Origin of the sequence: Bradyrhizobium sp. HKCCYLS20291, assembly GCF_051167715.1 — a bacterium.
GTDB lineage: Bacteria > Pseudomonadota > Alphaproteobacteria > Rhizobiales > Xanthobacteraceae > Bradyrhizobium.
In genome coordinates this window covers 75,899-98,868 of sequence record NZ_JBNPTO010000010.1, presented here as the reverse complement: position 1 = coordinate 98,868, position 22,970 = coordinate 75,899, and the positions used below count along the sequence as shown (strand labels likewise).

General features: G+C 66.6%; 21 protein-coding genes. 7 read left to right on the top strand and 14 right to left on the bottom strand.

Annotation, left to right across the window (positions count from 1 at the left end; all coding sequences use genetic code 11):
- Positions 1-144: 144 nt before the first annotated feature.
- The 8 genes from ACQR07_RS22120 to ubiE all read right to left on the bottom strand — a co-directional run bounded on the left by ACQR07_RS22120 (position 145) and on the right by ubiE (position 10,318).
- Positions 145-867 (bottom strand): nucleotidyltransferase family protein, encoded by a 723-nt coding sequence (locus tag ACQR07_RS22120; RefSeq protein WP_434904273.1) that lies wholly within the window; start codon positions 865-867, stop codon positions 145-147.
- Between the two features lie 147 nt (positions 868-1,014).
- The gene (locus ACQR07_RS22115; RefSeq protein ID WP_434904272.1) at positions 1,015-1,320 is read right to left on the bottom strand and encodes a PilZ domain-containing protein; all 306 of its coding nucleotides are present in this window, start codon (positions 1,318-1,320) and stop codon (positions 1,015-1,017) included.
- Between the two features lie 299 nt (positions 1,321-1,619).
- Positions 1,620-3,149: a tRNA (adenosine(37)-N6)-threonylcarbamoyltransferase complex ATPase subunit type 1 TsaE gene (tsaE, locus tag ACQR07_RS22110; protein WP_434904271.1), complete on the bottom strand. Its 1,530-nt coding sequence runs from the start codon at positions 3,147-3,149 to the stop codon at positions 1,620-1,622.
- The gene (locus ACQR07_RS22105) at positions 3,146-5,653 is read right to left on the bottom strand and encodes a PAS-domain containing protein (protein WP_434904270.1); all 2,508 of its coding nucleotides are present in this window, start codon (positions 5,651-5,653) and stop codon (positions 3,146-3,148) included. The genes tsaE and ACQR07_RS22105 overlap by 4 nt, the downstream gene beginning before the upstream one ends.
- A gap of 191 nt (positions 5,654-5,844) precedes the next feature.
- The gene (dut, locus tag ACQR07_RS22100; protein WP_434904269.1) at positions 5,845-6,303 is read right to left on the bottom strand and encodes a dUTP diphosphatase; all 459 of its coding nucleotides are present in this window, start codon (positions 6,301-6,303) and stop codon (positions 5,845-5,847) included.
- Positions 6,300-7,718, bottom strand: coding sequence for a bifunctional phosphopantothenoylcysteine decarboxylase/phosphopantothenate--cysteine ligase CoaBC (gene coaBC, locus ACQR07_RS22095; protein ID WP_434904268.1), 1,419 nt, complete (start codon positions 7,716-7,718; stop codon positions 6,300-6,302). The genes dut and coaBC overlap by 4 nt, the downstream gene beginning before the upstream one ends.
- A gap of 267 nt (positions 7,719-7,985) precedes the next feature.
- On the bottom strand, positions 7,986-9,560 hold the full coding sequence (gene ubiB / locus ACQR07_RS22090; RefSeq protein WP_434904267.1) for a 2-polyprenylphenol 6-hydroxylase: 1,575 nt from the start codon (positions 9,558-9,560) through the stop codon (positions 7,986-7,988).
- Positions 9,557-10,318: a bifunctional demethylmenaquinone methyltransferase/2-methoxy-6-polyprenyl-1,4-benzoquinol methylase UbiE gene (gene ubiE, locus ACQR07_RS22085; RefSeq protein WP_434904266.1), complete on the bottom strand. Its 762-nt coding sequence runs from the start codon at positions 10,316-10,318 to the stop codon at positions 9,557-9,559. Before ubiE ends, ubiB begins: the two co-directional genes overlap by 4 nt.
- 105 nt (positions 10,319-10,423) lie before the next feature.
- Here ubiE and mutM point away from each other — a divergent pair, with 105 nt between their 5' ends.
- Both mutM and ACQR07_RS22075 read left to right on the top strand, forming a co-directional pair.
- Positions 10,424-11,305, top strand: a complete 882-nt coding sequence (gene mutM / locus ACQR07_RS22080; protein ID WP_434904265.1) for a bifunctional DNA-formamidopyrimidine glycosylase/DNA-(apurinic or apyrimidinic site) lyase — start codon at positions 10,424-10,426, stop codon at positions 11,303-11,305.
- A gap of 69 nt (positions 11,306-11,374) precedes the next feature.
- A complete protein-coding gene (locus ACQR07_RS22075) occupies positions 11,375-11,857 on the top strand; it encodes a Crp/Fnr family transcriptional regulator (protein WP_434904264.1) in 483 nt (160 codons plus the stop codon).
- Positions 11,858-12,202: 345 nt separating this feature from the next.
- On the opposite strand, the gene ACQR07_RS22070 is transcribed toward ACQR07_RS22075, so the two are convergent.
- Positions 12,203-13,006 carry an AAA family ATPase gene (locus tag ACQR07_RS22070; protein WP_434904263.1) on the bottom strand — a complete coding sequence of 268 codons (804 nt, stop codon included), beginning with the start codon at positions 13,004-13,006 and terminating at the stop codon, positions 12,203-12,205.
- A gap of 443 nt (positions 13,007-13,449) precedes the next feature.
- A complete protein-coding gene (locus ACQR07_RS22065) occupies positions 13,450-14,823 on the bottom strand; it encodes a peptidoglycan-binding protein (protein WP_434904262.1) in 1,374 nt (457 codons plus the stop codon).
- A 142-nt stretch (positions 14,824-14,965) separates the two neighbouring features.
- On the opposite strand from ACQR07_RS22065, the gene ACQR07_RS22060 reads away from it, so the two are divergent.
- Positions 14,966-15,769 carry a HesA/MoeB/ThiF family protein gene (locus ACQR07_RS22060; protein WP_434904261.1) on the top strand — a complete coding sequence of 268 codons (804 nt, stop codon included), beginning with the start codon at positions 14,966-14,968 and terminating at the stop codon, positions 15,767-15,769.
- Positions 15,770-15,772: 3 nt separating this feature from the next.
- Here the strand turns inward: ACQR07_RS22060 and ACQR07_RS22055 are convergent, their stop codons facing one another.
- Both ACQR07_RS22055 and ACQR07_RS22050 read right to left on the bottom strand, forming a co-directional pair.
- Positions 15,773-16,264: a hypothetical protein gene (locus ACQR07_RS22055; RefSeq protein ID WP_434904260.1), complete on the bottom strand. Its 492-nt coding sequence runs from the start codon at positions 16,262-16,264 to the stop codon at positions 15,773-15,775.
- A gap of 166 nt (positions 16,265-16,430) precedes the next feature.
- Positions 16,431-17,432 carry a 2-hydroxyacid dehydrogenase gene (locus ACQR07_RS22050; RefSeq protein WP_434904259.1) on the bottom strand — a complete coding sequence of 334 codons (1,002 nt, stop codon included), beginning with the start codon at positions 17,430-17,432 and terminating at the stop codon, positions 16,431-16,433.
- Between the two features lie 354 nt (positions 17,433-17,786).
- On the opposite strand from ACQR07_RS22050, the gene ACQR07_RS22045 reads away from it, so the two are divergent.
- On the top strand, positions 17,787-18,314 hold the full coding sequence (locus tag ACQR07_RS22045) for an SH3 domain-containing protein (protein WP_434904258.1): 528 nt from the start codon (positions 17,787-17,789) through the stop codon (positions 18,312-18,314).
- Positions 18,315-18,424: 110 nt separating this feature from the next.
- On the opposite strand, the gene irrA is transcribed toward ACQR07_RS22045, so the two are convergent.
- Complete coding sequence (gene irrA / locus ACQR07_RS22040) at positions 18,425-18,895, bottom strand: iron response transcriptional regulator IrrA (RefSeq protein WP_434869776.1); 471 nt, start codon at positions 18,893-18,895, stop codon at positions 18,425-18,427.
- A 424-nt stretch (positions 18,896-19,319) separates the two neighbouring features.
- On the opposite strand from irrA, the gene fabA reads away from it, so the two are divergent.
- The 3 genes from fabA to fabI all read left to right on the top strand — a co-directional run bounded on the left by fabA (position 19,320) and on the right by fabI (position 22,079).
- Complete coding sequence (gene fabA / locus ACQR07_RS22035) at positions 19,320-19,841, top strand: 3-hydroxyacyl-[acyl-carrier-protein] dehydratase FabA (RefSeq protein ID WP_434904257.1); 522 nt, start codon at positions 19,320-19,322, stop codon at positions 19,839-19,841.
- A gap of 76 nt (positions 19,842-19,917) precedes the next feature.
- On the top strand, positions 19,918-21,141 hold the full coding sequence (gene fabB / locus ACQR07_RS22030; RefSeq protein ID WP_434904256.1) for a beta-ketoacyl-ACP synthase I: 1,224 nt from the start codon (positions 19,918-19,920) through the stop codon (positions 21,139-21,141).
- Positions 21,142-21,278: 137 nt separating this feature from the next.
- The gene (fabI, locus tag ACQR07_RS22025; protein ID WP_434869705.1) at positions 21,279-22,079 is read left to right on the top strand and encodes an enoyl-ACP reductase FabI; all 801 of its coding nucleotides are present in this window, start codon (positions 21,279-21,281) and stop codon (positions 22,077-22,079) included.
- A gap of 95 nt (positions 22,080-22,174) precedes the next feature.
- Here the strand turns inward: fabI and ACQR07_RS22020 are convergent, their stop codons facing one another.
- On the bottom strand, positions 22,175-22,684 hold the full coding sequence (locus ACQR07_RS22020) for a hypothetical protein (RefSeq protein ID WP_434904255.1): 510 nt from the start codon (positions 22,682-22,684) through the stop codon (positions 22,175-22,177).
- Between the last annotated feature and the right edge of the window lie 286 nt (positions 22,685-22,970).

Below are 22,970 nucleotides of genomic sequence, written 5' to 3'. Positions count from 1 at the left end.
GAGTTGGTTGTCGCGGGATCGTCATGGCGAGTCTTCGCCACACGTCCGGCGGTGGCTATGGGTCCCGGCTCTGGGCCCCGTCCTCGCTGCGCGACGCCAGGGCTTGGCCAGGACGACACTGAATGCAAAGAGTCGGCCTTGATCCTAAGCCGCGCTCTCCAGCAGCGCCTCTTCGGCTTCGGTGACTGCGGCCGGCGTGCCGACATGCATCCAGACGCCTTCGAGGCGCAGGCCGAACAGGCGATCCTGCTCGTTGGCCTTGTCGAACATTCTGGTCAGCGAGAACTCGCCCTTCGGCGCGCCATCGAAAACCGCAGGCGAGATGATCGCCGCGCCGGCATAGACGAACGGCACCACCTGGTGCTCCCGGCGCTTGCGCAAGCTGCCGTCGGCGAGCATCGCGTAGTCGCCGAGGCCGGCATAGCCGATCGAGGTCGCGGTCGGGGCCATCAGCAGCATGATGTCCATGCGCGCGGGATCGAAGGCGTCGGCGAGGCGCGTCAGGTTCTGGCGCACGCCCTCGATCCACATCGTGTCGGAATTGACGTGGAAGAACGGCTCGGAGCCCAGCTGCGGCAGCGCCTTGACGACGCCACCGCCGGTGCCGAGCACCTGGTCGCGCTCGTCGGAGATGATCACGCGAGGGGTGGTGCGCGTCGATGTGTGCGCGATGATCTGGTCGGCGAGGTAGTGCACGTTGACGACGGCTTCGGTGACACCGGCCTCGGCCAGGCGGTCGAGCACGTGGTCGAGCAGCGGACGTCCGGCGACGCGCACCAGCGGCTTCGGCATCGTCTCGGTCAGCGGACGCATGCGCAATCCGAGACCGGCGGCGAGGACCATGGCTTTGTGCGGCTTGACGGGCATTTTCAGGCAATCTCGAACGGAAGTGGTACGTGCGAATCATAGCACGCGAGGACGCTTATCGTCTCGATCGGCTGCGATAGCGGGCCCCGATGACGATTATGCGACGATGACGGGCGCCGTCCCCGACGCAAGATGACGCAGCTGCCGTCAGGCTTCGGCGGCGGCGCGCTTGCTGGCCTTCTTCTTTCCTTGCTTCAGGAACGTGACGCCGATCTGGTCGCCATTGACCCAGGCGAGCTCGCAGCGCCGATAGGCCAGGCCCGTCGACGACAGCAGCAGGAAGAACTCCTTGAGATGCAGGCCCTCGACCGAGCCTTCGACCGTCAGCTTGGCTCCGGTCTCGGAGACGTCCTCGATAGTGCAGTTGCGCCGCCAGGTGCCGTCGATGCCCATCATGAAAGCCGGGATGCCGCGCTCGAAGACGACGCGCTCGCCCTTCATCCGCTCTGCCATCACAACCTCCTTCACACACGGCGCAACCGGGCGCCGCAGCGGCAAGGTAAAGGGGGATGGCTAAGAACCGGTAAAGCTACGGGGGTGGGGCGGTTTTGACGCGGTGGCCTGGACGGGGGTGATAATGGGGGTGCGTCCCTCGTGCAGCACACTCCGCTGTCGTCCCGGCCTTGAGCCGGGACCCATAGCCACCGGCCGGTGTGAGGCAGTCAACTGCCAGTCCCGTCCCTCGACAGCGTCCGCGGTATGGGTCCCGGCGTTCGCCGGGACGACAGCATTGTTTGGACGCGAGCGTGCTCTTAACCCACGCCCGCCGGTGGCGGCACATTCGTCGCGTACCAGCCGCGCAGCGGCTCCAGCGCCGGGTCGGCCAGCGCGCGGTGCAGGTAGTCCCAGATGCGGGGTTGGTGCTTGAGGTAGTGCGGCTTGCCGTCGCGGCGGTTGAGGCGGGCGAAGGTGCCGAGCAGGCGGGTGTTGCGCTGGGCGGACATGATCGCGTAGTGCGCGCGGAGCTCATCGGCGTCGAAGTCGGCTGAAGCGGCCTGGCGCGCGGCGATGTAGCGGGCGAGCAGCGCCTGCTCGATCTCGGCTGAGACGTCGATGCGGGCGTCCTGCGCCAGCGACACGACGTCATACGCTGGCGGGCCCATCACCGCGTCCTGGAAGTCGATCACGCCGACCTTCGCGATGCCTTCGCGCGCGGGCAGCCACAGCAGGTTCGGCGAGTGATAGTCGCGTATGACCCAGGTCGGCTTGGCGGCGAGCGGCGCCTCCAGCAGGTCGCGCCACATCTCCATGAATTCGGCACGCAGCACCTGCGATGGTTCGACGCCGCGGTCGGGCAGGTACCATTCGAGCATCAGGCCGATCTCGATCAGCATGGCGTCGACGTCGAAGGCCGGGACCGTGTAGGTGACCTGCGGCGCCAGCGGCAGCACCGACGGAACGTCCTGCGCATGCAGCGCGGCGAGCAGATCCGTTGCCACCTCGTAGCGCGCGACGATCGGGCGCGGCGGATCGCCCTCGATCACGCCCTCGCGGCCGAGATCCTCAGTGACCAGAAAACCCTGGTCGAGGTCTGCGTCGTTGATCTTCGGCGCCGAGATGCCGCGTCCGCGCAAGGCGCCTGCGATCGCTACGAATGGGCGGACGTCCTCGGCGAGATGCACGGCGCCACTGTACGGCTTGCCGTTGTAGATCGCAGGACCATCCGGCCGCTTCGGCGAGTTCATCAAAATGTAGACGCGCTCACCCTTGTAGAGCCGCGCATAGGAACGCGTGGAGGCATCGCCGGCCATGCGCTCGCGGCGCGACTTGGCGTGGCCCGCCTCGGTGAGGAATTCGCGCAGCGCCTTGAGCCGCGCGACGATCGCGGCGGCCTTGCCGGTGCCGGTGATCTCGACGCTGCGCGCGCTGTCGCCTTGGGCCGTATCGTGGCGCAACGCGATGTCGACGCGGTCGTGCGGCAGCGCGTCGCCGGCGCGCTCGGGCCATTCGATCAGCACCACCGTCGCGTCCGGCAGCGGCGAAAGGCCGATCTCCTCCAGCTCGGAGGCGTCGCTGATGCGGTAGAGATCGGCGTGCAGCAGCGGGAAGCTCGGCAACTCGTAGCTCTGCGCCAGGGTAAAGGTTGGGCTCGGCACTTCGAGCTCATCGTCGCCCGCAAGGTAGCGGATCATCGCCCGCGCCGCCGCGGTCTTGCCGGCGCCGAGATCGCCGGTGAGCGTGATCAGCACGCCCGGGCCGATCAGCAGCGCGAGGTCGGCCATCAGGGCGGCGGTTGCGGTCTCGTCCGCCAGCGCGGTGGTGAATGTCAGCCGGTCCGTCATTCCGCGGCGTTGCGTTGCGCGATGTGGTCGGTCGGGAAGTCGCAGGTGACGGTGGTGCCCTTGCCGACCACCGAATCCATCCGCACCTTGCCGCCATGCAGCTCGACGAAGGAGCGCACCAGCGACAGGCCGAGCCCGGCGCCGCGATGGCGCGAGCCCTGCGAGCGGCTGACGAACCAGTCGAACATCTGGTCCTTGATGTCAGCAGGAATGCCGGGGCCGGAATCGGTGACGGAGAAGGCGACGCTGTGATCGGTGCGGCGGGCTGCGACCATGACCGTGGAGTCCTGCGGCGAGAAGCCCACGGCGTTGGCGAGCAGATTGTACAGCACCTGCACGACGCGGCGCTCGTCGCCGACGAAGCTGCCGACATCGGAGGCGACCTCGACCTTGAGGCGGATGCGGTCGGTGGCGAGACGGTCCTGCACGCCTTCGGCGGCGGCCTCGATCGCCTTGGCGGCGTCGACCGGCCCGAGCTCCAGCTTCATCGCGCCGGCATCGATGGTGGCGAGGTCGAGAATGTTGTTGGTCAGCGCCAGCAGCGCGTTGGTCGACTTGGTGACGTAGTCGAGATACTCGGCCTGCTTTGGCGTCAGCGGTCCGGTCGAGGGGTCGGAGAGGAAATGCGCGAAGCCGATGATGGTGGTCAGCGGCGCGCGCAGCTCGTAGGACACGTGGTGGACGAAGTCGATCTTCATCTGCCCGGCGGCTTCCAGCGCCTCGTTGCTCTCGCGCAGCGCCCGCTCGACGTTCTCGGTGTCGGTGATGTCCTGGAACGTCAGCATCGTCGCGCCGTCCGGCAGCGGCCGGCTCATGCAGTCGAGCACGCTGCCGTCCTTGCGCTCCAGCTTCAGCGCCACATCGAGACGGTTCTCGATCGAGGTGATGGCCTCGCGGATGGTACGCCACGCGACGCTGTCGTCGTAGATCGGACGGCACCAGGATTCGACGGTGTCGATGTGCGGATGTTCGCGCAAGCTGTCTGGCGACAGCCGCCACATCTTGGCGTAGGCCGGGTTGAACAGCTCGACGCGGCCGTTCGAGCCGAACACCGCCACGCCTTCGGCGAGGCTGTCGAGCGTTTCGCGCTGGACGCGGATCAGGCCGTCGAAGCGGCGGGCGAGGTCGAGCCTTTCGGTGACGTCGTCGAACAGATAGGTGACGCCGCCTTCCGGATTGGGCGTGGTGACGACCGAGAGCGCGCGGCCGTCGGGCAGGAACCAGGTGTCCTTGGCGGCTTCGACGGCGCGATAGGCCTCGTGCAGCTTGGCCTTCCAGCCGCGGAAATCGGCCTGCTCGGGCAATTTGCGCGAGGCGCGGAGACGGTCGAGCACGGAGGAATCGTCCGGCTGGCTGTCGAGGAACGCCGGGTCGAGATCCCACAGACGGCGATAGGAATCGTTGTAGAAGGCGAGCCGGCGCTGGCCGTCGAACACGGCGACGCCGGACGACAGCTGGTCGAGCGTGCGGCGGTGCGCCTCGTGCATCCGCACCAGCGCGTCGCTCAGCGCTACTGCTTCGCTGGCGTCGACGGCCACACCGGCGCTGCCGCCGCCGAGCGTGAAGGCGCGCACGTCGTGGATGCGGCGCTCGCCGCCCATCACGATCGGCAGCCGGCCCTCGAAATGGCCGCCGGCGCCGAGCGCGCGCTGCAGGTCGGTTCTGTCGGCGGAATCGAGCAGCTCGAGATTGCGGCTGATCGCATCGGGCACGTCGCGCGCATCGGCGGCGCGGGCATAGGCGGCGTTGACGTAGGCGAGCGCACCATTGGCCTGCCGCGCCCAGATCGGCCACGGCAGCGCCGACGCCAGAGCGCGCAGCGACTCCGTCTCCTCGCCTAGCGCCTTGAAGCGAATCTGCGTCTCGGCAAGCTCGCGGCGCAGGCCGGACAATTCGCGGATGCGCACGATGGCCTGGCCGCCGATGGCGCGGCCCATCGCCTCGATGGCGTGGCCATGCGAGGTGGTGAGGTTGAGCATGAAGCCTTCGCCGGCCTCGCGTAGCGCCTCGACCGCGCGGTCGAGCTGCAGCGCCGGCTCGGGCGGCAGCCAGGTGCCGAAGGCGAGAATGCGCTGCGGCTGCTCTGCCGGCACCAGCATCGCGGTGTCGCCGGAGATCTGCGGCCGGTGGCCGCCGGCCGGCCAGGCGATCAGGATCTGCGGCTCGGCGAACAGCAGCGCACGATAGCGATCGGCCTGCAGCTGCAGCTCGGCGACCTCGGCGCGCAGCCGCGCCTCCTTCCGCGCAGCCGCCAGACGCGTGCGCACCAGCGCGACCGCGGCGACCACCGAGAAGCCGAGCAGCGCCAGCATCGCCGTGACTTCGGCGACGTCCTGACGGCTCAGCTCGAACAACGTAGAAATCGCCTCGGCCGGCACGCCATCGCCCGCGAAGCCCGGACTTGCCGGCGCAAGCGCAGTCGCAGCGAGACCCATCAGGCCCTTGCGCGCGAGTGACGTGCACGACAGCAGCGTCTGACGCATCACCACGATCACGCCCGACATCTTTGCCCCAAACCGCACGAAAGTTCCGCGCGGCGCCGATCGCATCGACAGCGCCGTTTCACGAATCAATCAACAATAACCGCTTCGGGACTCCAGCGGTAAGAGTCCAGACCGTGAACGATGGTTGCGCCCGAGGAAAATGCGTCCATCGATCGACTCTTTCGAGTCGGAACAATGGCGGGCTCCGTAGTTCACCGGCCCGTCGAGCCGAAGCCGCCGCTGCCGCGCGCCGTCTCCGACAAATTCGCGGCGATCGAGAGCTCGGCGCGCGCGACCGCGGCCATCACCATCTGCGCGATGCGCTCGCCGCGGCGGATCGTAAACGGCTCCTGGCCGTGGTTGATCAGCAGCACGCAGATCTCGCCACGATAGTCCGCATCGATCGTGCCGGGTGAATTGAGCACGGTGATGCCGTAACGCGCGGCGAGTCCCGAGCGCGGCCGCACCTGCGCCTCGTAGCCATCGGGCAGCGCGATCGACAGTCCCGTCGGCACCATGGCGTGGCTGCCTGCGCCGAGCACCAGCGGCGCATCGGCCGGCACCGCAGCTAGCAGATCCATGCCGGCGGCATGCGCGGTCTGATAGGCCGGCAGCGGCAGGCCCTCGCCATGCGGCAGGATCTGAACGGCGATCGCGATGGTCTGTGTCACGCTGAGGGTCCCACGGTTCTGGCGATCTCGGCGACCAAAGCGGTCGCCACCTCGTCCTTGGTCATGATCGGCCACGACGCGACATGGACGCCGTCGGCGTCCTTCGTCAAGAGATGCACGGTGTTGCGATCGCCGCCCATCACGCCGGTCGCGGGCGAGACGTCGTTGGCGACGATCCAGTCGCAGCCCTTGCGTGCGAATTTTGCTTTCGCGTTGTCGATCAGATGTTCCGTCTCGGCGGCGAAGCCGATGACCAGGCCCGGCCGTTTCTCCTTGAGCTGCGAGATGGTCGCGAGGATGTCCGGGTTCTCCGTCAGCTGTAGCGGTGGGATCGCCTTGCCCGTCTTCTTTAGCTTCTGTCCGCCCTCGTTGGCGACGCGCCAATCAGCCACGGCGGCGGCGAAGATCGCCACGTCGGCTGGCAGCTCGGCCTCGACTGCCTCCAGCATCTGTCGCGCCGACTCGACATGCGTGACCCGGACGCCCTTGGGATCGGCGAGATCGACCGGCCCCGCGATCAGCCGCACGTCGGCACCGGCGGCCTGCGCAGCAGCCGCGATGGCAAAGCCCTGCTTGCCGGAGGAGCGGTTGGCGATGTAGCGCACCGGATCGATCGGCTCGTGCGTCGGTCCCGCGGTGATCAGCACGCGCCGTCCGGCCAGCGGCCGCGGCACCGGCGGTTTCAACATCGCGACCACGGCATCGGCGATCTCGATTGGCTCGGCCATGCGGCCGACGCCGGCCTCGCCCTTCTCGGCCATCTCGCCGGCGTTGGGCCCGATCATGTGGACGCCGTCGCGCTGCAGGGTCGCGGCGTTGCGGCGGGTGGCGGGATTGCTCCACATCATCGGGTTCATCGCTGGCGCCAGCAGGATCGGCCGGCTCGCGGCGAGCAGGATGGCGCTGGCGAGATCATCGGCATGACCCTGCGCCATCTTGGCCATCAGGTCGGCGGTGGCCGGTGCCACCACGATCAGATCGCAGTCGCGCGCCAGCCGGATGTGGCCGACATCGAACTCGCTGCGCGCGTCGAACAAGTCGGTGAAGACGCGGTCGCCGGACAATGCCGACGCCGCCAGCTCGGTGACGAACTGCGTCGCCGCCTTGGTCATGACGCAGCGGACCTGGATGTGGCGCTCCTTCAGCCGGCGGATCAGGTCGAGCGACTTGTACGCCGCGATGCCGCCGCCGATGATCAGGGTAACGCGGGCCACGCCAAGCTGCGGCACGAGCGGTTCGGGCAGGGCGGTGGGAGCGGGTGGTGCCGATGGCGGTTCGGACGGATCAACCGGCTCGATCAGCGCGCGCAGGATGACCCGGACTTCCTCCTCGACGGAGCGGCCGTTCTGCGCCGAGCGCAGGCGGAGATAGGTTTTCAGGGCCTCGTCGAGCTTGCGGATGGTCAGGCTCGCCATGACCGCCTCCCCAGCATTGTCGTTGTGACAGCAATGCTATCAGAATTTGATGGCAGTGCAATCAATCTCGGACTGGCCAGGGCTGGCCCGGTGCACTTCGCCCCGCTTGCGGGGAGAGGTCGGATTGCATCGTCAGATGCAATCCGGGTGAGGGGGTACAGGTCTCTCGATATGCACTTCCCGCGCGGCTGCCCCTCACCCCAACCCTCTCCCCGTAAGAACGGGGCGAGGGAGCGCACCGTCGGTGCAGCGCGAGCTCGGCCTCCGTCAGAGCCTGAGCACCGCGAACAGGATGCCGATAAAGGTCAGCGCGATTACCCACAAGGCGATGGCGCGCCAGCGGCTCTTCTTGCCTTCGGTGCGGCCCATGGCGGCGATGGTTTCGGGCGACAGCCGGAGGCCGTCGCGGGTCATGGTCTCCAGGTTTTCCAGCACGGCGGCGGCGCGGGCGGCCAGCACGGGCAGGGTCGCGGTCAGCCGGGCGAGCTCGCCGATGCCGGTGACGGCGCCCTCGATGCGGCCGATGGGCCCAAGATTGCGCTCGATCCATTCGCGCACGACGGGGTCGGCGACCTTCCAGATGTCGAGCTTGGGATCGAAGCCGCGCGCCACGCCCTCGACCACCACCATGGTCTTCTGCAGCAGGATCAGTTCGGGGCGAGTGCGCATGTCGAACAGGCCGGTGACCTCGAGCAGCAGGGTGAGCAGCTTGGCCATCGAGATCTCTTCGGCCGTGCGGTTGTGGATCGGCTCGCCGATGGCGCGGATGGCCTGCGCGAAATTTTCCACCGAATGATGCGGCGGCACGTAGCCGGCCTCGAAATGGACTTCCGCCACGCGGCGATAGTCACGGGTGATGAAGCCGAGCAGGATCTCGGCCAGGAAGCGCCGCTCCTTCATGCCGAGCCGGCCCATGATGCCGAAATCGACCGCGACCAGCCGTCCCTGCTTGTCCAGGAACAGGTTGCCCGGATGCATGTCGGCGTGAAAGAAGCCGTCGCGCAGCGCATGCCGCAGAAAACTCTGGATCACCTTGCGGCCGACGTCGGGCAGATCGACATTGGCCTGGGCCAGGCGGGTGTGGTCGTTCAGCGCGATGCCGTCGATCCACTCCATGGTGAGGACGTTGTTGGCGGTGCGGTCCCAGTCAACCGCGGGCACGCGGAAATCCGGATCGTCCTTGATGTTCTCCGCCATCTCGGACAGCGCGGCCGCTTCGAGTCGGAGATCCATCTCCATCGCGACCGAGCGCGACATCGTGTTGATGACCTCGACCAGGCGCAGGCGCCGCGCCTCCGACGAATGCGCCTCGGCCTTCTCGGCGACGAAGAAGAAGTCGGCGAGGTCACGCCGGAAGCGCGCCGCCACGTTCGGGCGCAGCACCTTCACGGCGACAGCATAACGAATGCCATCGCGCTCGACCTCGCCGCGATGCACCTGTGCGATCGAGGCGGCCGCGACCGGCGGGCCGAGCGAGGTGTACAGCTGGCTGATCGGGCGTTCGAGCGCGGTGGCGATGACGGCCTCCGCCTCGGCCTGCGGGAACGGCGGCAGCCGGTCCTGCAATGATTCGAGATCGCGCGCCATGACGACGCCGACGACATCGGGACGCGTCGCCAGGAACTGGCCGAGCTTGAGATAGGCCGGACCCATCCGTTCCAGCGCGCGCGACAGCCGTGGCCCGGACTTCGCTCCGGGGCGCTCGACCAGGCGCGCGAGCTTCAGCGCGACCTGACCCGGCGGCGGCGCCAGACTCGGATCGACGACGCCGAACACGCCCTCGCGCGCGAACACCAGGGCGGCCCGGGCGAGCCGCGTAATATGAGTGAGTGCGGAAATCACAAACGCCAGCCGGAATGAAGCGCAACGATGCCGCCGGACAGCGTCTGCCAGGACACGCGCGAGAACCCGGCCGCCGAGATCATCTCGGCGAAGGCGTTGGGGCGCGGAAACTGACGGATCGATTCGACGAGGTAGCGATAGGATTCGGCATCGCCAGTCACGGCGCGGCCGAGCTGCGGGATGACGTTGAACGAAAACAGGTCGTAGAGCTTGTCGAGCCCGGGCACCTCGACGGTCGAGAACTCCAGGCACAGGAAGCGGCCGCCATGCTTGAGCACGCGGTACGCCTCGGCCAGCGCCAGGTTGATCTGCGGCACGTTGCGGATGCCGAAGGCGATCGTGTAGGCGTCGAAGGAGCGGTCGGGGAAGGCGAGCGTCTCGGCATTGCCCTCGACGAACGACACCTTGTCCTCGAGATATTGCTTCAGCGCGCGCTGCCGGCCAACCTCGAGCATGTCGCCATTGATGTCGCACACGGTCGCATGGAAGCCGGCGCCCGCCTTCCTGGCGGCGCGGAAGGAGATGTCGCCGGTGCCGCCGGCGACGTCGAGCAGCGCGAACGGCGCATCGCTCTTCGGCGGGTTCAGCGTGTTGATCATGATGTCCTTCCAGACGCGGTGCAGCCCGCCGGACATCAGGTCGTTCATCAGGTCATAGCGCGACGCGACGCTGTGAAACACGTCGTTCACCAGCGTCTGCTTCTCGCCCAGAGGCACATCCCGGAAGCCGAAATGAGTGGTCTGGTCCGTCTGATCCATCACCCTTACTCCAATACGGCACCATAGCGTTGTCGCGGCCAAGGCGCTATCACGTCAGCCGGACAAGGTGAATGGTCGTGAACGCAAAAGGTGAGACTAGCCGGCATGCCTGAGCTGCCCGAAGTCGAGACCGTCCGGCGCGGGCTGCAGCCGGTCATGGAAGGCGCCGTCATCGTCACCGCCGAGGCCCGGCGCGGCGACCTCAGGTTTCCATTCCAGCCCGATTTTGCGAAGCGCCTGCAGGGCCAGACCGTCACCGGGCTCGGCCGCCGGGCCAAATATCTGCTCGCCGATCTCGGCTCCGGCGACGTGCTGCTGATGCATCTCGGCATGTCCGGCTCGTTCCGGGTGATCAAGCAGGATGACGAGGAGACGCCCGGCGAGTTTCATTATCCGCGCGGCAAGGAAAGCGCGCACGACCATGTCGTGTTTCACATGTCCTCGGGCGCCGACATCGTGTTCAACGATCCGCGCCGCTTCGGCTTCATGAAGATCATCGGCCGCGGCGAGATCGAGACCGAGCCGCATCTGAAGGATCTCGGTCCGGAGCCGCTCGGCAACGCATTCGATGCCGCGATGCTGGCGCGCGCCTGCGCCGGCAAGAAGACCAGCCTGAAGGCGGCGCTGCTCGACCAGCGCGTCGTCGCTGGGCTCGGCAACATCTATGTCTGCGAGGCACTGTTCCGCGCCCATCTGTCACCGCGACGGCTGGCCGCGACGCTGAGGACCAAGAAGGGTGAGCCAACGGACCACGCCAAGCGGCTGGTCGAGGCCATTCACACCGTGCTCAACGAGGCGATCCGCGCCGGCGGATCGTCGCTGCGCGATCACCGCCAGACCACCGGCGAGCTCGGCTATTTCCAGCACTCGTTCCAGGTCTACGACCGCGAAGGCGAGCCGTGCCGGACCGACGGCTGCGAGGGCGTGGTGAAGCGCTTCGTGCAGAACGGACGGTCGACGTTCTGGTGCCCGAAGTGCCAGAGGTGACGCACGGGCCGGGCCACCTGGCCTGTGCGGTGCGCTTGTAGGGGCCGGGTGCGGGCGTATACTCGCGCCATGGCTGTCAGCTCGCCCGACCTGAAGGCTTTTCTCCTCGCCACGCCGTTCTTCGGCGGCCTTTCGGACGCGAGCCTCGATCGGCTCGTCTCAATGCTGGCCGAGCGTCGCTTCGAGGCCGGTGCCACCATCGTCGCCGAGGGTGAGCCGGGACGTTCGATGTTCGTCGTTCACAGCGGCACGCTGGAGGTCAGCGAGCGCCTGGCGACCGGCAGTGTGATTCACATGTCGAGCCTCGATCCCGGCGATTTCTTCGGCGAGATGACCTTGCTGGAGATGCAGAACAGGTCGGCGACCGTCGTCGCGGAGACTCCGACTGTGCTGTACGAGCTCACGGCCCGAGAGCTCTATGCGTTCTACAAGGGCGACATCCAGGCCTATGTCATCGTGATGCAGAACATCAATCGCGAGCTCTGCCGCCGCCTCCGCCGCGCGGATGCGCGCATCAAGCTGCTGGAGATGCGGGAGACGGGTGCGCGGTAGGGCGGCTCTTACTGGGCGCGCTTGCGGCCGAGCGAACAGCGATTGCCGATCGGGATTTTGTGCTCGGCTGTTTCCCAGTCGTCATGGCCGGCCTGTCCCGGCCATCCACGTCGTTCGGCATGCGTGGAACGACGTGGATGCCCTGGCCTTCGCGGCGCCGAAGCGCTTCGGCCGCGCAGGCGGCTCAAGCCCGGGCATGACGGAGCAACTAATTGGCAGGATCGTACTTCGATTGCGAGGGGAGCTCACCATCAGCACTTCCCGCGCGGCTGCCCCTCACCCCAACCCTCTCCCCACAAGAGTGGGGCGAGGGAGCGCACCGTCGTTGCTGCGAGGGGCGGAAAACTACAAACCCGCTTTCCAGTTGATGCCGTTGTCGGCCCAGGTCGGGTAGCCGCGCGTCGCCGGCAGCTTCGGCTCGGGCTGCGGCATCGTCAGCATGATCGGGAACTCGACGTTGGGAAGCTCGCTCGCTTCCTTCAGCTCGCCGGCCTCGTGCAGCACTTGGTCGCCGGCAATCTTGCCGGCGGTCCAGCGCCACAGGCTCTTGATCTCCTGCGCGCACTTGCCGCTGGGGTCGAATTCGCTGACGCCGAGACCGGCGGCGAGCGCGTCCTGGTGGTCGTTGCGCATCATGATGAAGGGCTGCGCCAGTACCTCGGCGATGTCGCGCGGCGCGTCGGCGTCGAGCGCCGACGTCGCGTCGCTGATGCGGTTGCCGCCCCGAATCGGCGCCTGGTTCAGAACGAAGGCAAATGGTTTACGCCAGGCGCGCACGACGCTCAGGGTCGGCGCCGTTGCCTCGATGTCGGCGACGCTCGGCCGCGCCGGGATCAGGCAGAGATCGCAATGGCGGATCGCCGCGGTCGTCGATGCGGTGATGCCGGCGCCGGTGTCGATCACGCAGACGGTGACGCCGTCGCGCGCCAGTGCCTCGAGGCGCGGCTCGATCATCTTGGCGTCGTAGACGGCTTCGACGATCGCCTCGCCGGTGGCGCGGCGTGCCTGCCATTTGGTGAGCGTGCCCTGGCGGTCGGTTTCGATCACGCGCACCTTGTGGCCGGCCTGCTGGGCCGCCACGGCGAGACCAATGGCGAGCGTGCTCTTGCCGCTGCCGCCCTTCTGCGTGGCCAAAACGATCGTGTACATCGGGAGACAGTCCTTCGGATGTTGACGGAACTAATGAGAACGCCAAAGCTGAGTTGCATCGCTGTTGCGCAATGCGGAGCTATTCTCGCTCAGGACAGTCCCGGTCCGATCCGACTCGAAGGAGGGATCGCGGTGGTCCGAATCAGCACGCCGACAAAACTGTTTCGAACTATCTCATGTCCGGTCCGCGATTGGACAGACCGGTTGACTACGGCGGGAGCCGTTCCGAGTTGATAGCAAGGTGCTAGGAAGATGAGCGGCAGCGGCGCGGAGCAGCGCTCGGCATCGCCGAGCATCGTCATGGGCAGTCGCGATGCTGCACCAGAGATCCCCGCCGGCCGCCGTCGGGCCTTTAATTTTTTCTAAATGGACATGCTTAATTTTGTGTAAACGCTTGCCGCAGCGCGGCGGTGCGTGGTGCTGTCAGCGGTGGATCCCGGCTGCTACTTGCGTACGCAGATCACGCGCACGGTTGCCGCCTTGGCATCGAGCGAGGTCCCGTCGGGCTTGACGCCTTGAGCATCGAGAAAGGCGCGCGTCGCATCGGCGCTGACCATCACGGCCTGCGTGGAGGGGATCATCGCCGAGCCGGCGAGCACGCCAGGCTTCAGCAGCACGATTCCGGCGAAGTTGCTCTCGCCGTCGAGTGCGGCCGCGCCGGAGAAGCCAAGTCCCGGCGCCGGTGCGAGCGACGCATCGCCGCCGCCATTGCCGGCGAGCTGCGCCTTGACGATGCTGATCGCGGCACCGCCGCCCTGGTTCTGCGGATCGACGATGCCGACGATGTCGACGGATGATTTCGCAGCGCCGCCCGCGAGCGCGAGCGGCTTCAAGCCATGCGCGCCGTAGATGCGCAGCAGCGCCAGGCCGCGCTCCTTGTCCTCGGCGATGCGCTCGGCATGGCCGAAGCCGGGAACGGTGATCGCCACGCAGGCATCGGTGACCTCGCGATCAGCGATGATGGCGCCGTCCTGGCTCGCGACAATGCCGGTGCCGTAGTCGACGCTCCGCCGCGGCGCCGGCTGCGCCGCGAGCGCGGCCGCCGGGAATGCGGTGAACGCGCTCGACATCGCGATCACCACCGGCTCGACGGTGTTCTCGGTGGCCTGGTCGTAGAGGATCGTGAGGATGCGCACCTCGTCGCCCTTGAAGGTGCCGCGGATGTAGAACTTCTTCAGGTTCTGCAGCCCCGACAGCACGAAAAAGTCGGGCTTCACGACGCTGTAGTCGGCAGTGCGGCCGGGCTCCTTCTTCTCGCGGTCGGCCAGCGCCGCGGTGGTCGGGTTGGCCTCCTTGCGGCGGGCCAGCACGACCTGCACGGTGCCGGTCGGCGAGGTCCATTTCGAGCCGTTGGCGTCGGTGGTCTGCTGCGGCACCAGCTTGGTGGGAATGCCGAGACGCGCGCCGCTGGTCGGCTCGGTCACGAGCTTCCAGCCGACGCCCTCCTGCTTGCGGCGGGCGGTGTCGGCGAGCACGGCGCGCTCCTGCGGATTGAGTACACCGGTCGGCTTGCCGCCCTTGAGCTTCTGGTATTCCTTGATCGCATTGACCATGCGCTCGCTGACGTCGCCGGTGATGGCGCCGTTGTACTGGCCGACCCAGGCGAGATCGGATTGCAGCGACAGCCGCTCGGCCTGGCTCATCGCATTGGCGGTGTCGGCCGGCGCCTGCACGCCCGGCCGCGCCGCCTGGGTCGCGACGGGCTTCGGCTTGGCGGACTGCTGGCCTTGTGTCGCGGGCGTCTGCGTCGTCTGGGCTCGTGCCGATGTGCACGCGGCGACCGCGCAGATGAAGGTTGCCGTGGCCAGCCGTCTCATGACAAATCCCGCTGCTCTTGCCGCTGACATAAATAAGCACATCTGCTTGGTCGGTCACAATCCGGCGAGGGTTCAGTGTGGGGATCTGCGGATCGCCACGACCGGCCGGCAGCGATTCGGCAGTGGAAGGACTGATGTTGCGATGCTGAGCGACGAGGAAGTGGAGCGGTATGCGCGTCACATCGTGCTGCGCGACGTCGGTGGTCCCGGACAGGCGGCGCTGAAGCGCGCGTCGGTGCTGGTGATCGGCGCCGGCGGGCTCGGCGCGTCGGCGCTGATGTATCTCGCCGCCGCCGGCGTCGGGACCATCGGCGTGGTCGACGACGACGTGGTGTCGCTGTCGAACCTGCAGCGCCAGGTCATCCATGCGACGCCGGATATCGGCAGGCCGAAGGTTGACAGTGCGGCGGAGCGCATCAACGCGCTCAATCCGCACGTGGTGGTCGTGACGCACCGGACCTGGCTCAATGCCGACAATGCGGTCGACCTGATCGGCGGCTACGATCTCGTGCTCGACGGCTCGGATAATTTCGATACCCGCTATCTCGCCTCCGATGCGTGCTTCCTGGCGGGCAGGCCGCTGATATCAGGCGCGCTTGGAACGTTCGATGCGTCGCTGACGACGATCCGCGCGCATGAGAAGAACGAGCAGGGCGCGTTCAATCCGACCTACCGCTGCCTCTTCCCCGAGCCGCCGCCGCCCGGCACGGTCCCGGCCTGCGCCGAGGCCGGCGTCATGGGCGCGCTGGCCGGCATGCTCGGCTCGATGATGGCGCTCGAGGCGATCCGCGAGATCGTCGGTTTCGGCGAGGGCCTGGTGGGGCGGTTGCTGATGCTCGATGCGCGCACGATGCGCTTCGAGACGCTGCGCTATGGCCGCGATCCGGCCAATCCGCTCAATGGCGATGGGCCGGTGATCGCGGATTTGAGTGCGCATCGGAAGTGAGCGTCAGCTGGGCGATCGGCGTGCCGCAAACCCGGCTGTCATTCCGGACAAGTCCGGCGCCGCCGCATCTCGGACGCATGACGGCCGATGGCCATTCGAGGGTCCTGGCGATGCGGTTGTCGGCTCCGATCGGGAGATGGTTGCCGCCGGCTTCGCGCGCTCATGGGAAAGGAAGTCTCTGCTGGCAGCAATCAGCTTGGCGGTTGCGATCGGAGCACGCGCGGTTGCTGAGGGCGTCCGAATCTCGACCCAGACGTAGTCCAATGTCGGAGTGGCGGCGCTGGAGATAAGCTCCGGCTTCCAGAGCCAGCTCCACGGGTGCTCGTCGAAAATGACCGCGTTACGCTTCGGCCGACCATCGAAGCGCATCGTGAGCCCGTCGAGGACGACCTCGCGCTTGTCGCCGGCCAGGCTGGCGGCGCTGGCTGTCGTCAAGATCTCCATCAACGTCTCTCGCGTGAGCGCTCTGCTACTTTCACCGAGATTCTCGATCATGTCGACTCGATCAGGGCGCAGGCGGAAATAGAACCAGGTTGCGAGGTCGATCCGAGGACTTTCGTCCAGAAAAACCGACTTCAGCGCTCGACGGAGAGTTTGAGCTGTCCGATCTAGAAAGCTCATGTCGCTGTTCTCGGGGCGAAGGATGACAGGGCCGACTGCCCTACAGCATGCTCGGCAGCACGCGGTCCGGCGGGCGGTGGTTGTCGAGGAAGGTCTTGATGTTGATGATGACCTTCTCGCCCATTTCGACGCGGCCCTCGATGGTGGCCGAGCCCATGTGCGGCAGCAGCGTCACCTTGCCGGCCTTCGCCAGCCGCACCAGGCGCGGGTTCACGGCAGGCTCGTGCTCGAACACGTCGAGGCCGGCGCCGGCGATGTCGCCGGCTTCGATCAGCCGCGTCATGGTCTCCTCGTCGATCACCTCGCCGCGCGCGGTGTTGACGATGTAGGCGTCCTTGCGGATCAGCTTGAGGCGGCGCGCCGACAGCAAATGGAACGTCGCCGGCGTGTGCGGACAGTTCACCGAGATGATGTCCATCCGCGCCAGCATCTGGTCGAGGCTCTCCCAATAGGTGGCGCCGAGCTCGTCGGCGATGACGGGCGCGACCGGGCGGCGGTTGTGATAGTGGATCTGCAGGCCGAAGGCGCGGGCGCGTCGCGCCACCGCCTGGCCGATCCGGCCCATGCCGATGATGCCCAGGCGCTTGCCGCCGATGCGGTGGCCGAGCATCCAGGTCGGCGACCAGCCTGCCCAGTTCTTGCCCTCGGTGAGCACCGAGGCGCCCTCGATCAGCCGCCGCGGCACGGCGAGGACCAGCGCCATGGTCATGTCGGCGGTGTCCTCGGTGAGGACCTTCGGCGTGTTGGTGACGGTGATGCCGCGCGCAACCGCCGTGGCGACGTCGATGTTGTCGACGCCGTTGCCGAAGTTGGCGATCATGCGCAGCTTGCAGTCGGGCTGGTTGAGGATGTCGGCGCTGATGTGGTCAGTGACGGTCGGAACCAGCACCTCGGCCGTGCGCACGGCGTCGGCGAGCTGCTCCTGGCTCATCGGTTCGTCGTCGAGATTGAGCCGCGCGTCGAACAGCTCGCGCATCCGGGTCTCGACCGAGTCCGGCAGCTTGCGTGTCACCACGACGAGGGGCTTTTTCCTACCTGACATGTGCTGCTCTCATGAGATCCTTCAGACCTCATTAACCGGGTTCGCCGAAACTACCGTCGTCGCCTGAGAAGGGCGTTTCCCTGAACGGGTCGTGTCGGACTCACCGGTGGGCCGATCCGTCCCTGACAGGGTTTCGCGAGCGATTCTCAGGCGCTTCCTGGCCGCTTGTGTTGGGTCCTGTCTAGCAGAAGGCCGGGCCAAGACAAGAAGCCAACGGCGGGTCAGGACCTGCGCTGCGGCAAGCCCTCTCTGTGCACGAAGGGGGGCAGCCCGGCGGTTCGATGGGGATCGGGCGAAGGATCTCGGACGCGAACACGGGCGTCGATCCTTGCGAGGGAGAGTGAGTTGAGTTCGATGGTGTTGCGACGTTTGGGTGTGGTCGTGGTGCTCGCGGCCGGTCTGTTCGATTGTGCCGTCGGCGTCGGAGCTGCGGCAAAGGATTCGGCTCTCAGCACCAGCGGCCTGCCGGTGCCGCGCTATGTCAGCCTGAAATCAGACCATGTGAACGTCCGCGCCGGTCCGACCAAGGACAACGACGTGGCCTGGGTCTACACACGCTCCGGCCTGCCGGTCGAGATCACCGCCGAATACGAGAACTGGCGGCGTGTGCGCGATTCCGAGGGCTCCGAGGGCTGGGTCTACCACTCGCTGCTGTCCGGACGCCGCACCGCGGTCGTCACCATGAAAAACAAGGACGATCTCACGCCGATCTATGACAGCGCCGACACCACCAGCGCCGTCACCGCGCGGCTGCAGGCCGGCGTTGTCGCGCAGGTCAAGAAATGCGGCAATGGCTGGTGCCGTGTACTCGGCAACGGCTTCGAGGGCTGGATCCAGCAGCAGCGGCTGTGGGGCGTCTATGCCGACGAGCAGGTCAACTGAGACGTTTCGGCAGGCCTTCTTCGGCAGCCGCCGTTTCGACGTCATCCCGACATGAAAATGCCCGCGGCGATCGCGGGCATTTGTCGCAGCAGACGATTGATCGAGCCGGCTCAGCGCTTCTTGCGCAGCCTCACGACCATGTCGATGCGCGCGATCTCGTAGCCTTCCGGCGCCTCGGGCAGCCGCGACAACGCCAGATGCTGGTCCGGGATATCGACCAGCTCGTGGTTGTTCTCGAGATAGAAGTGGTGATGCGCGGTGACGTTGGTATCGAAATAGGTCTTGGTACCGTCGACGCTGACCTGGCGCAGCAGGCCGGCGTCGGTCAGCTGGTTCAGCGTATTGTAGACGGTGGCGAGCGAGACCGGAACCTTGGCCAGCGTCGCTTCCTCGTAGAGCATTTCGGCGGTGAGATGCCGTGCGCCCTTGCCGAACAGCAGCCAGCCCAGCGCCATCCGCTGGCGCGTCGGACGCAGACCCGCGGTCTGCAGCATCTCGTTGACGTCGTGCCACGGGCAGCCATTGAGGGCCGGCTGACGACCGCTCCCAAGACCTTCCGGGTTGCCCCGGTGGCCACTCATCGAGGCGTTGTTGCTGGCATCCACTTCAAGCACCACACAATTCACATCCATCCATAATCGATATAGGGAGAAACCCACTCAGATGCAAGCTTATCGCAACTGACCGATCTAGAACGCCCCTAAAATGCGTTTGCTGCACGGGCCGGCTGCAGGGCGAGATTCCGCGGCGATTTCCCAGGCCAGGCGCATTGACGCCGCAATACCCTATGTTAGAGAGCGGCCCGGACCCGATCTGCCCTGTCAATGGGAGCGCGGCCGGCGATCTCGCCATGGCCGCGGACGGCCAAGTCCGCCAGGAGTGATGGTCCGACCATCGAACCGACGGGCGGCCCGACCGGGAGGGGCTTGAAAGGGTCGACGCGCGGAAGGTCCACGTCGCGCGGCACCAATTCCACCGGGGATCGTCAGGGAAAGGCCACCAAGCATGCTCGATCGGCGCAGCAGTTACGAATACGAAGACCTGCTGGCCTGCGGCCGCGGAGAATTGTTCGGCCCGGGCAATGCGCAGCTGCCGCTGCCGCCGATGCTGATGTTTGATCGCATCGTCGAGATCAGCGAGACCGGTGGCGAGTACGGCAAGGGGCTGGTGCGGGCCGAACTCGACGTCAAGCCGGATCTCTGGTTCTTCGGCTGCCATTTCAAGAACGATCCTGTCATGCCCGGCTGTCTCGGCCTCGACGCGATGTGGCAGATGGTCGGTTTTTTCCTCGGCTGGACCGGCGGCGCAGGACGCGGACGTGCCCTCGGGCTCGGCGATCTCAAGTTCTCCGGCCAGGTCCTGCCGACCGCGCGCAAGGTCGTGTACAACATCGACATCAAACGCGTGATGCGCTCAAAGCTGGTGCTCGGTATTGCCGACGGGTGGCTTTCGATGGACGGCGACATTATCTATCGCGCCAAGGACTTGAAGGTCGGCCTGTTCAAGCAGGACAGCGCGCCGTCGTGAACCGGCGGTCCTGAACCAGAGACAGTGCAGCAGGCGCGGCGATCACAGAACACACGAGCAAGGTGAGGCGGACATCATGAGGCGGGTTGTCATCACGGGCATGGGCATCGTCTCATCGATCGGCAACAACACGCAGGAAGTGCTGGCGAGCCTGTACGAGGCGAAGTCCGGCATCTCCCGCGCGGAGAAATATGCCGAGCTTGGTTTCCGTTCGCAGGTGCAAGGTGCGCCGACGCTGAATCCCGCCGAGGTGGTCGACCGCCGCGCCATGCGCTTCCTCGGCGAAGGTGCGGCTTGGAATCACGTCGCGATGGAGCAGGCTATTCTCGATTCCGGCCTGGAGCCGAGCGACGTGTCCAACGTCCGTACCGGCATCATCATGGGCTCGGGCGGACCGTCGACGCGGACGCTGGTCGAGGCCGCCGACATCACCCGCACCAAGGGTCCGAAGCGCGTCGGACCGTTCGCGGTGCCGAAGGCGATGTCGTCGACGGCCTCCGCAACGCTTGCGACCTGGTTCAAGATCAAGGGCGTCAACTACTCGATCTCGTCGGCCTGTGCGACGTCCAATCATTGCATCGGCAATTCCTATGAGATGATCCAGTACGGCAAGCAGGACGTGATGTTTGCCGGCGGCTGCGAGGAGCTCGACTGGACGCTGTCGGTGCTGTTCGACGCGATGGGCGCGATGTCGTCCAAGCACAACGCCACGCCCGCGACGGCGTCGCGTCCCTATGATGTGAGCCGCGACGGCTTCGTGATCGCCGGCGGCGCCGGCGTGCTCGTGCTCGAGGAGCTCGAGCGCGCCAAGGCGCGCGGCGCCAAGATCTACGGCGAGATCGTCGGCTATGGCGCGACCTCGGACGGCTACGACATGGTCGCGCCGTCGGGCGAGGGCGCCGAGCGTTGCATGCAGATGGCGCTGTCGACGGTGAAGACCAAGATCGACTACATCAATCCGCATGCGACCTCGACCCCGGCCGGCGATCCGCCGGAGATCGAGGCGATCCGCAAGGTGTTCGGTCGCGGCGAGAAGTGCCCGCCGATCGCCGCCACCAAGGCGCTGACCGGCCACTCGCTCGGCGCCACCGGCGTCCAGGAGGCGATCTACTCGCTGCTGATGATGAAGAACGGCTTCATCTGCGAGAGCGCCAACATCACCGAGCTCGATCCTGCCTTTGCCGACATGCCGATCGTGCGCAAGCGCGTCGACAACGCCAGGCTCGGCACCGTGCTGTCGAACTCGTTCGGATTCGGCGGCACCAACGCGACGCTGGTCTTCAAGCACCTCGACGCTTAAGGTTTCGAACAGCACTGGTTCCCAGGCGGGCCGGACAACAGCGCGACGAATTTCGCACCGCTGTCCGGCTATCGGCGTCTTTGGAGCCTGACGATCATCTTCGCTGGGTCGGCCCGGCATCACGAAGGAGAGTGAGCATGCAGGGTCTGATGGCAGGCAAGCGCGGTCTGGTCATGGGCATCGCCAACGACCATTCGATCGCCTGGGGCATCGCCAAGACGCTGGCTGCGCACGGCGCCGAGATGGCGTTCACCTATCAGGGCGACGCGCTCGGCAAGCGCGTGCGCCCGCTCGCCGACGAACTCGGCGTCAAGCACGTGCTGCCCTGCGACGTCGAGGACATCAACAGCGTCGACAGCGTGTTCGCGAGCTTGCGCGAGGCCTGGGGCGGCCTCGACTTCGTCGTTCACGCCGTCGCCTTCTCCGACAAGAACGAGCTCAAAGGCCGCTATGCCGATACCTCGCGCGAGAACTTCTCGCGCACCATGCTGATCTCCTGCTTCTCCTTCACCGAGATCGCCAAGCGCGCCGCCGAGCTGATGCCGGAGAGCGGCGGCAGCATGATCACCCTGACCTTCGACGGCTCCAACCGCGTGATGCCGAACTACAACGTGATGGGCGTCGCCAAGGCCGCGCTCGAAGCCTCGGTGCGCTACCTCGCCGCCGATTTCGGCCGCCGCAACATCCGCGTCAACGCGATCTCGGCGGGCCCCGTGCGCACGCTGGCCGGCTCCGGCATCGGCGATGCCCGCTTCATGTTCGCTTTCCAGCAGAAGCATTCGCCGCTCGGCCGCGGCGTGACCCTGGAGGAACTCGGCGGCTCCGCGCTCTATCTGCTGTCGGAGCTGTCCGGCGGTGTCACCGGCGAGCTCCATTATGTGGACTCCGGCTACAACGTGATCTCGATGCCGCGGCCCGAGGATCTCAAGGCCGAGTAGGGCTGAACCGCGTCGACAGGGATTTTCGCGCTCGTCGCGCCTGAGCTTCCCGATGCAGGAGCAGGCGACGCGAGGCCGTGTTCGGTGCCGTCGTGTCAATTTCCGCTTGGCCGACCTTCCGATCGCAGCAGCGCAGGCAGGGTCCAGTCGAGGCTTCTTGCCAGCAGTGATCGGATGGTGTCGCGAAAGGCAACGCTCCTGGCGCCCTGCTGTGGAGCGGTCGGGTATTCGGTTGCGTCGATCTCCTGCACCGGCTGGTAGGCCTGCCAGTCGCCCTTGAGATCGATTCGCGGCGCCGGAGCGCGGGCCTCACCGAGCAGCTCGAAGCTCTTTCCGTCGTAGATCCGGATCGCGGTCAGGGCATGGAGATAGGCCCTGTCCTTCGCCCCCAAGCCTTGAACCCGCGTGACACCGAAGCCGGTCGGCGAATAGCGAGCCGACGCGATCGGGTATGCTTCGCGATAAATCACGACGTAGCGGTCACACGACGTGCCGGTCGAAACGGTCCGTGCGAAATCCTTGATGTCGGACGCCAAGCTCGAGAAGACCTCGGACTTCTTTCTTGGCCGGTGCAGTTCATCCTTGTCATAGGCGATGTTGCGCACGGCAAGGCCGCGGGCAGCGGCTTGGACCCGACTGAACACCAACGCATCCAGTCGACCTGATCGTACCGATGGGTCCGTTGGAATGTGAAAAGCCCCTCGCTCGTGACCTCGAACTTGTTGCCCGCGATCGAAATCAGTCCGAGGTTGCAGCGCAAGGTCTGCGCAATTTTCCCCTGGTCCCGTGCACCCGTCCGATCAGACCGGGTCGGGCTCGCCGCAGGTTGGCCACCTGCAGGGCTGCCTCCGACAATGAGGGCAACGATCAGCACGGCTGCGAGGGCGCGGG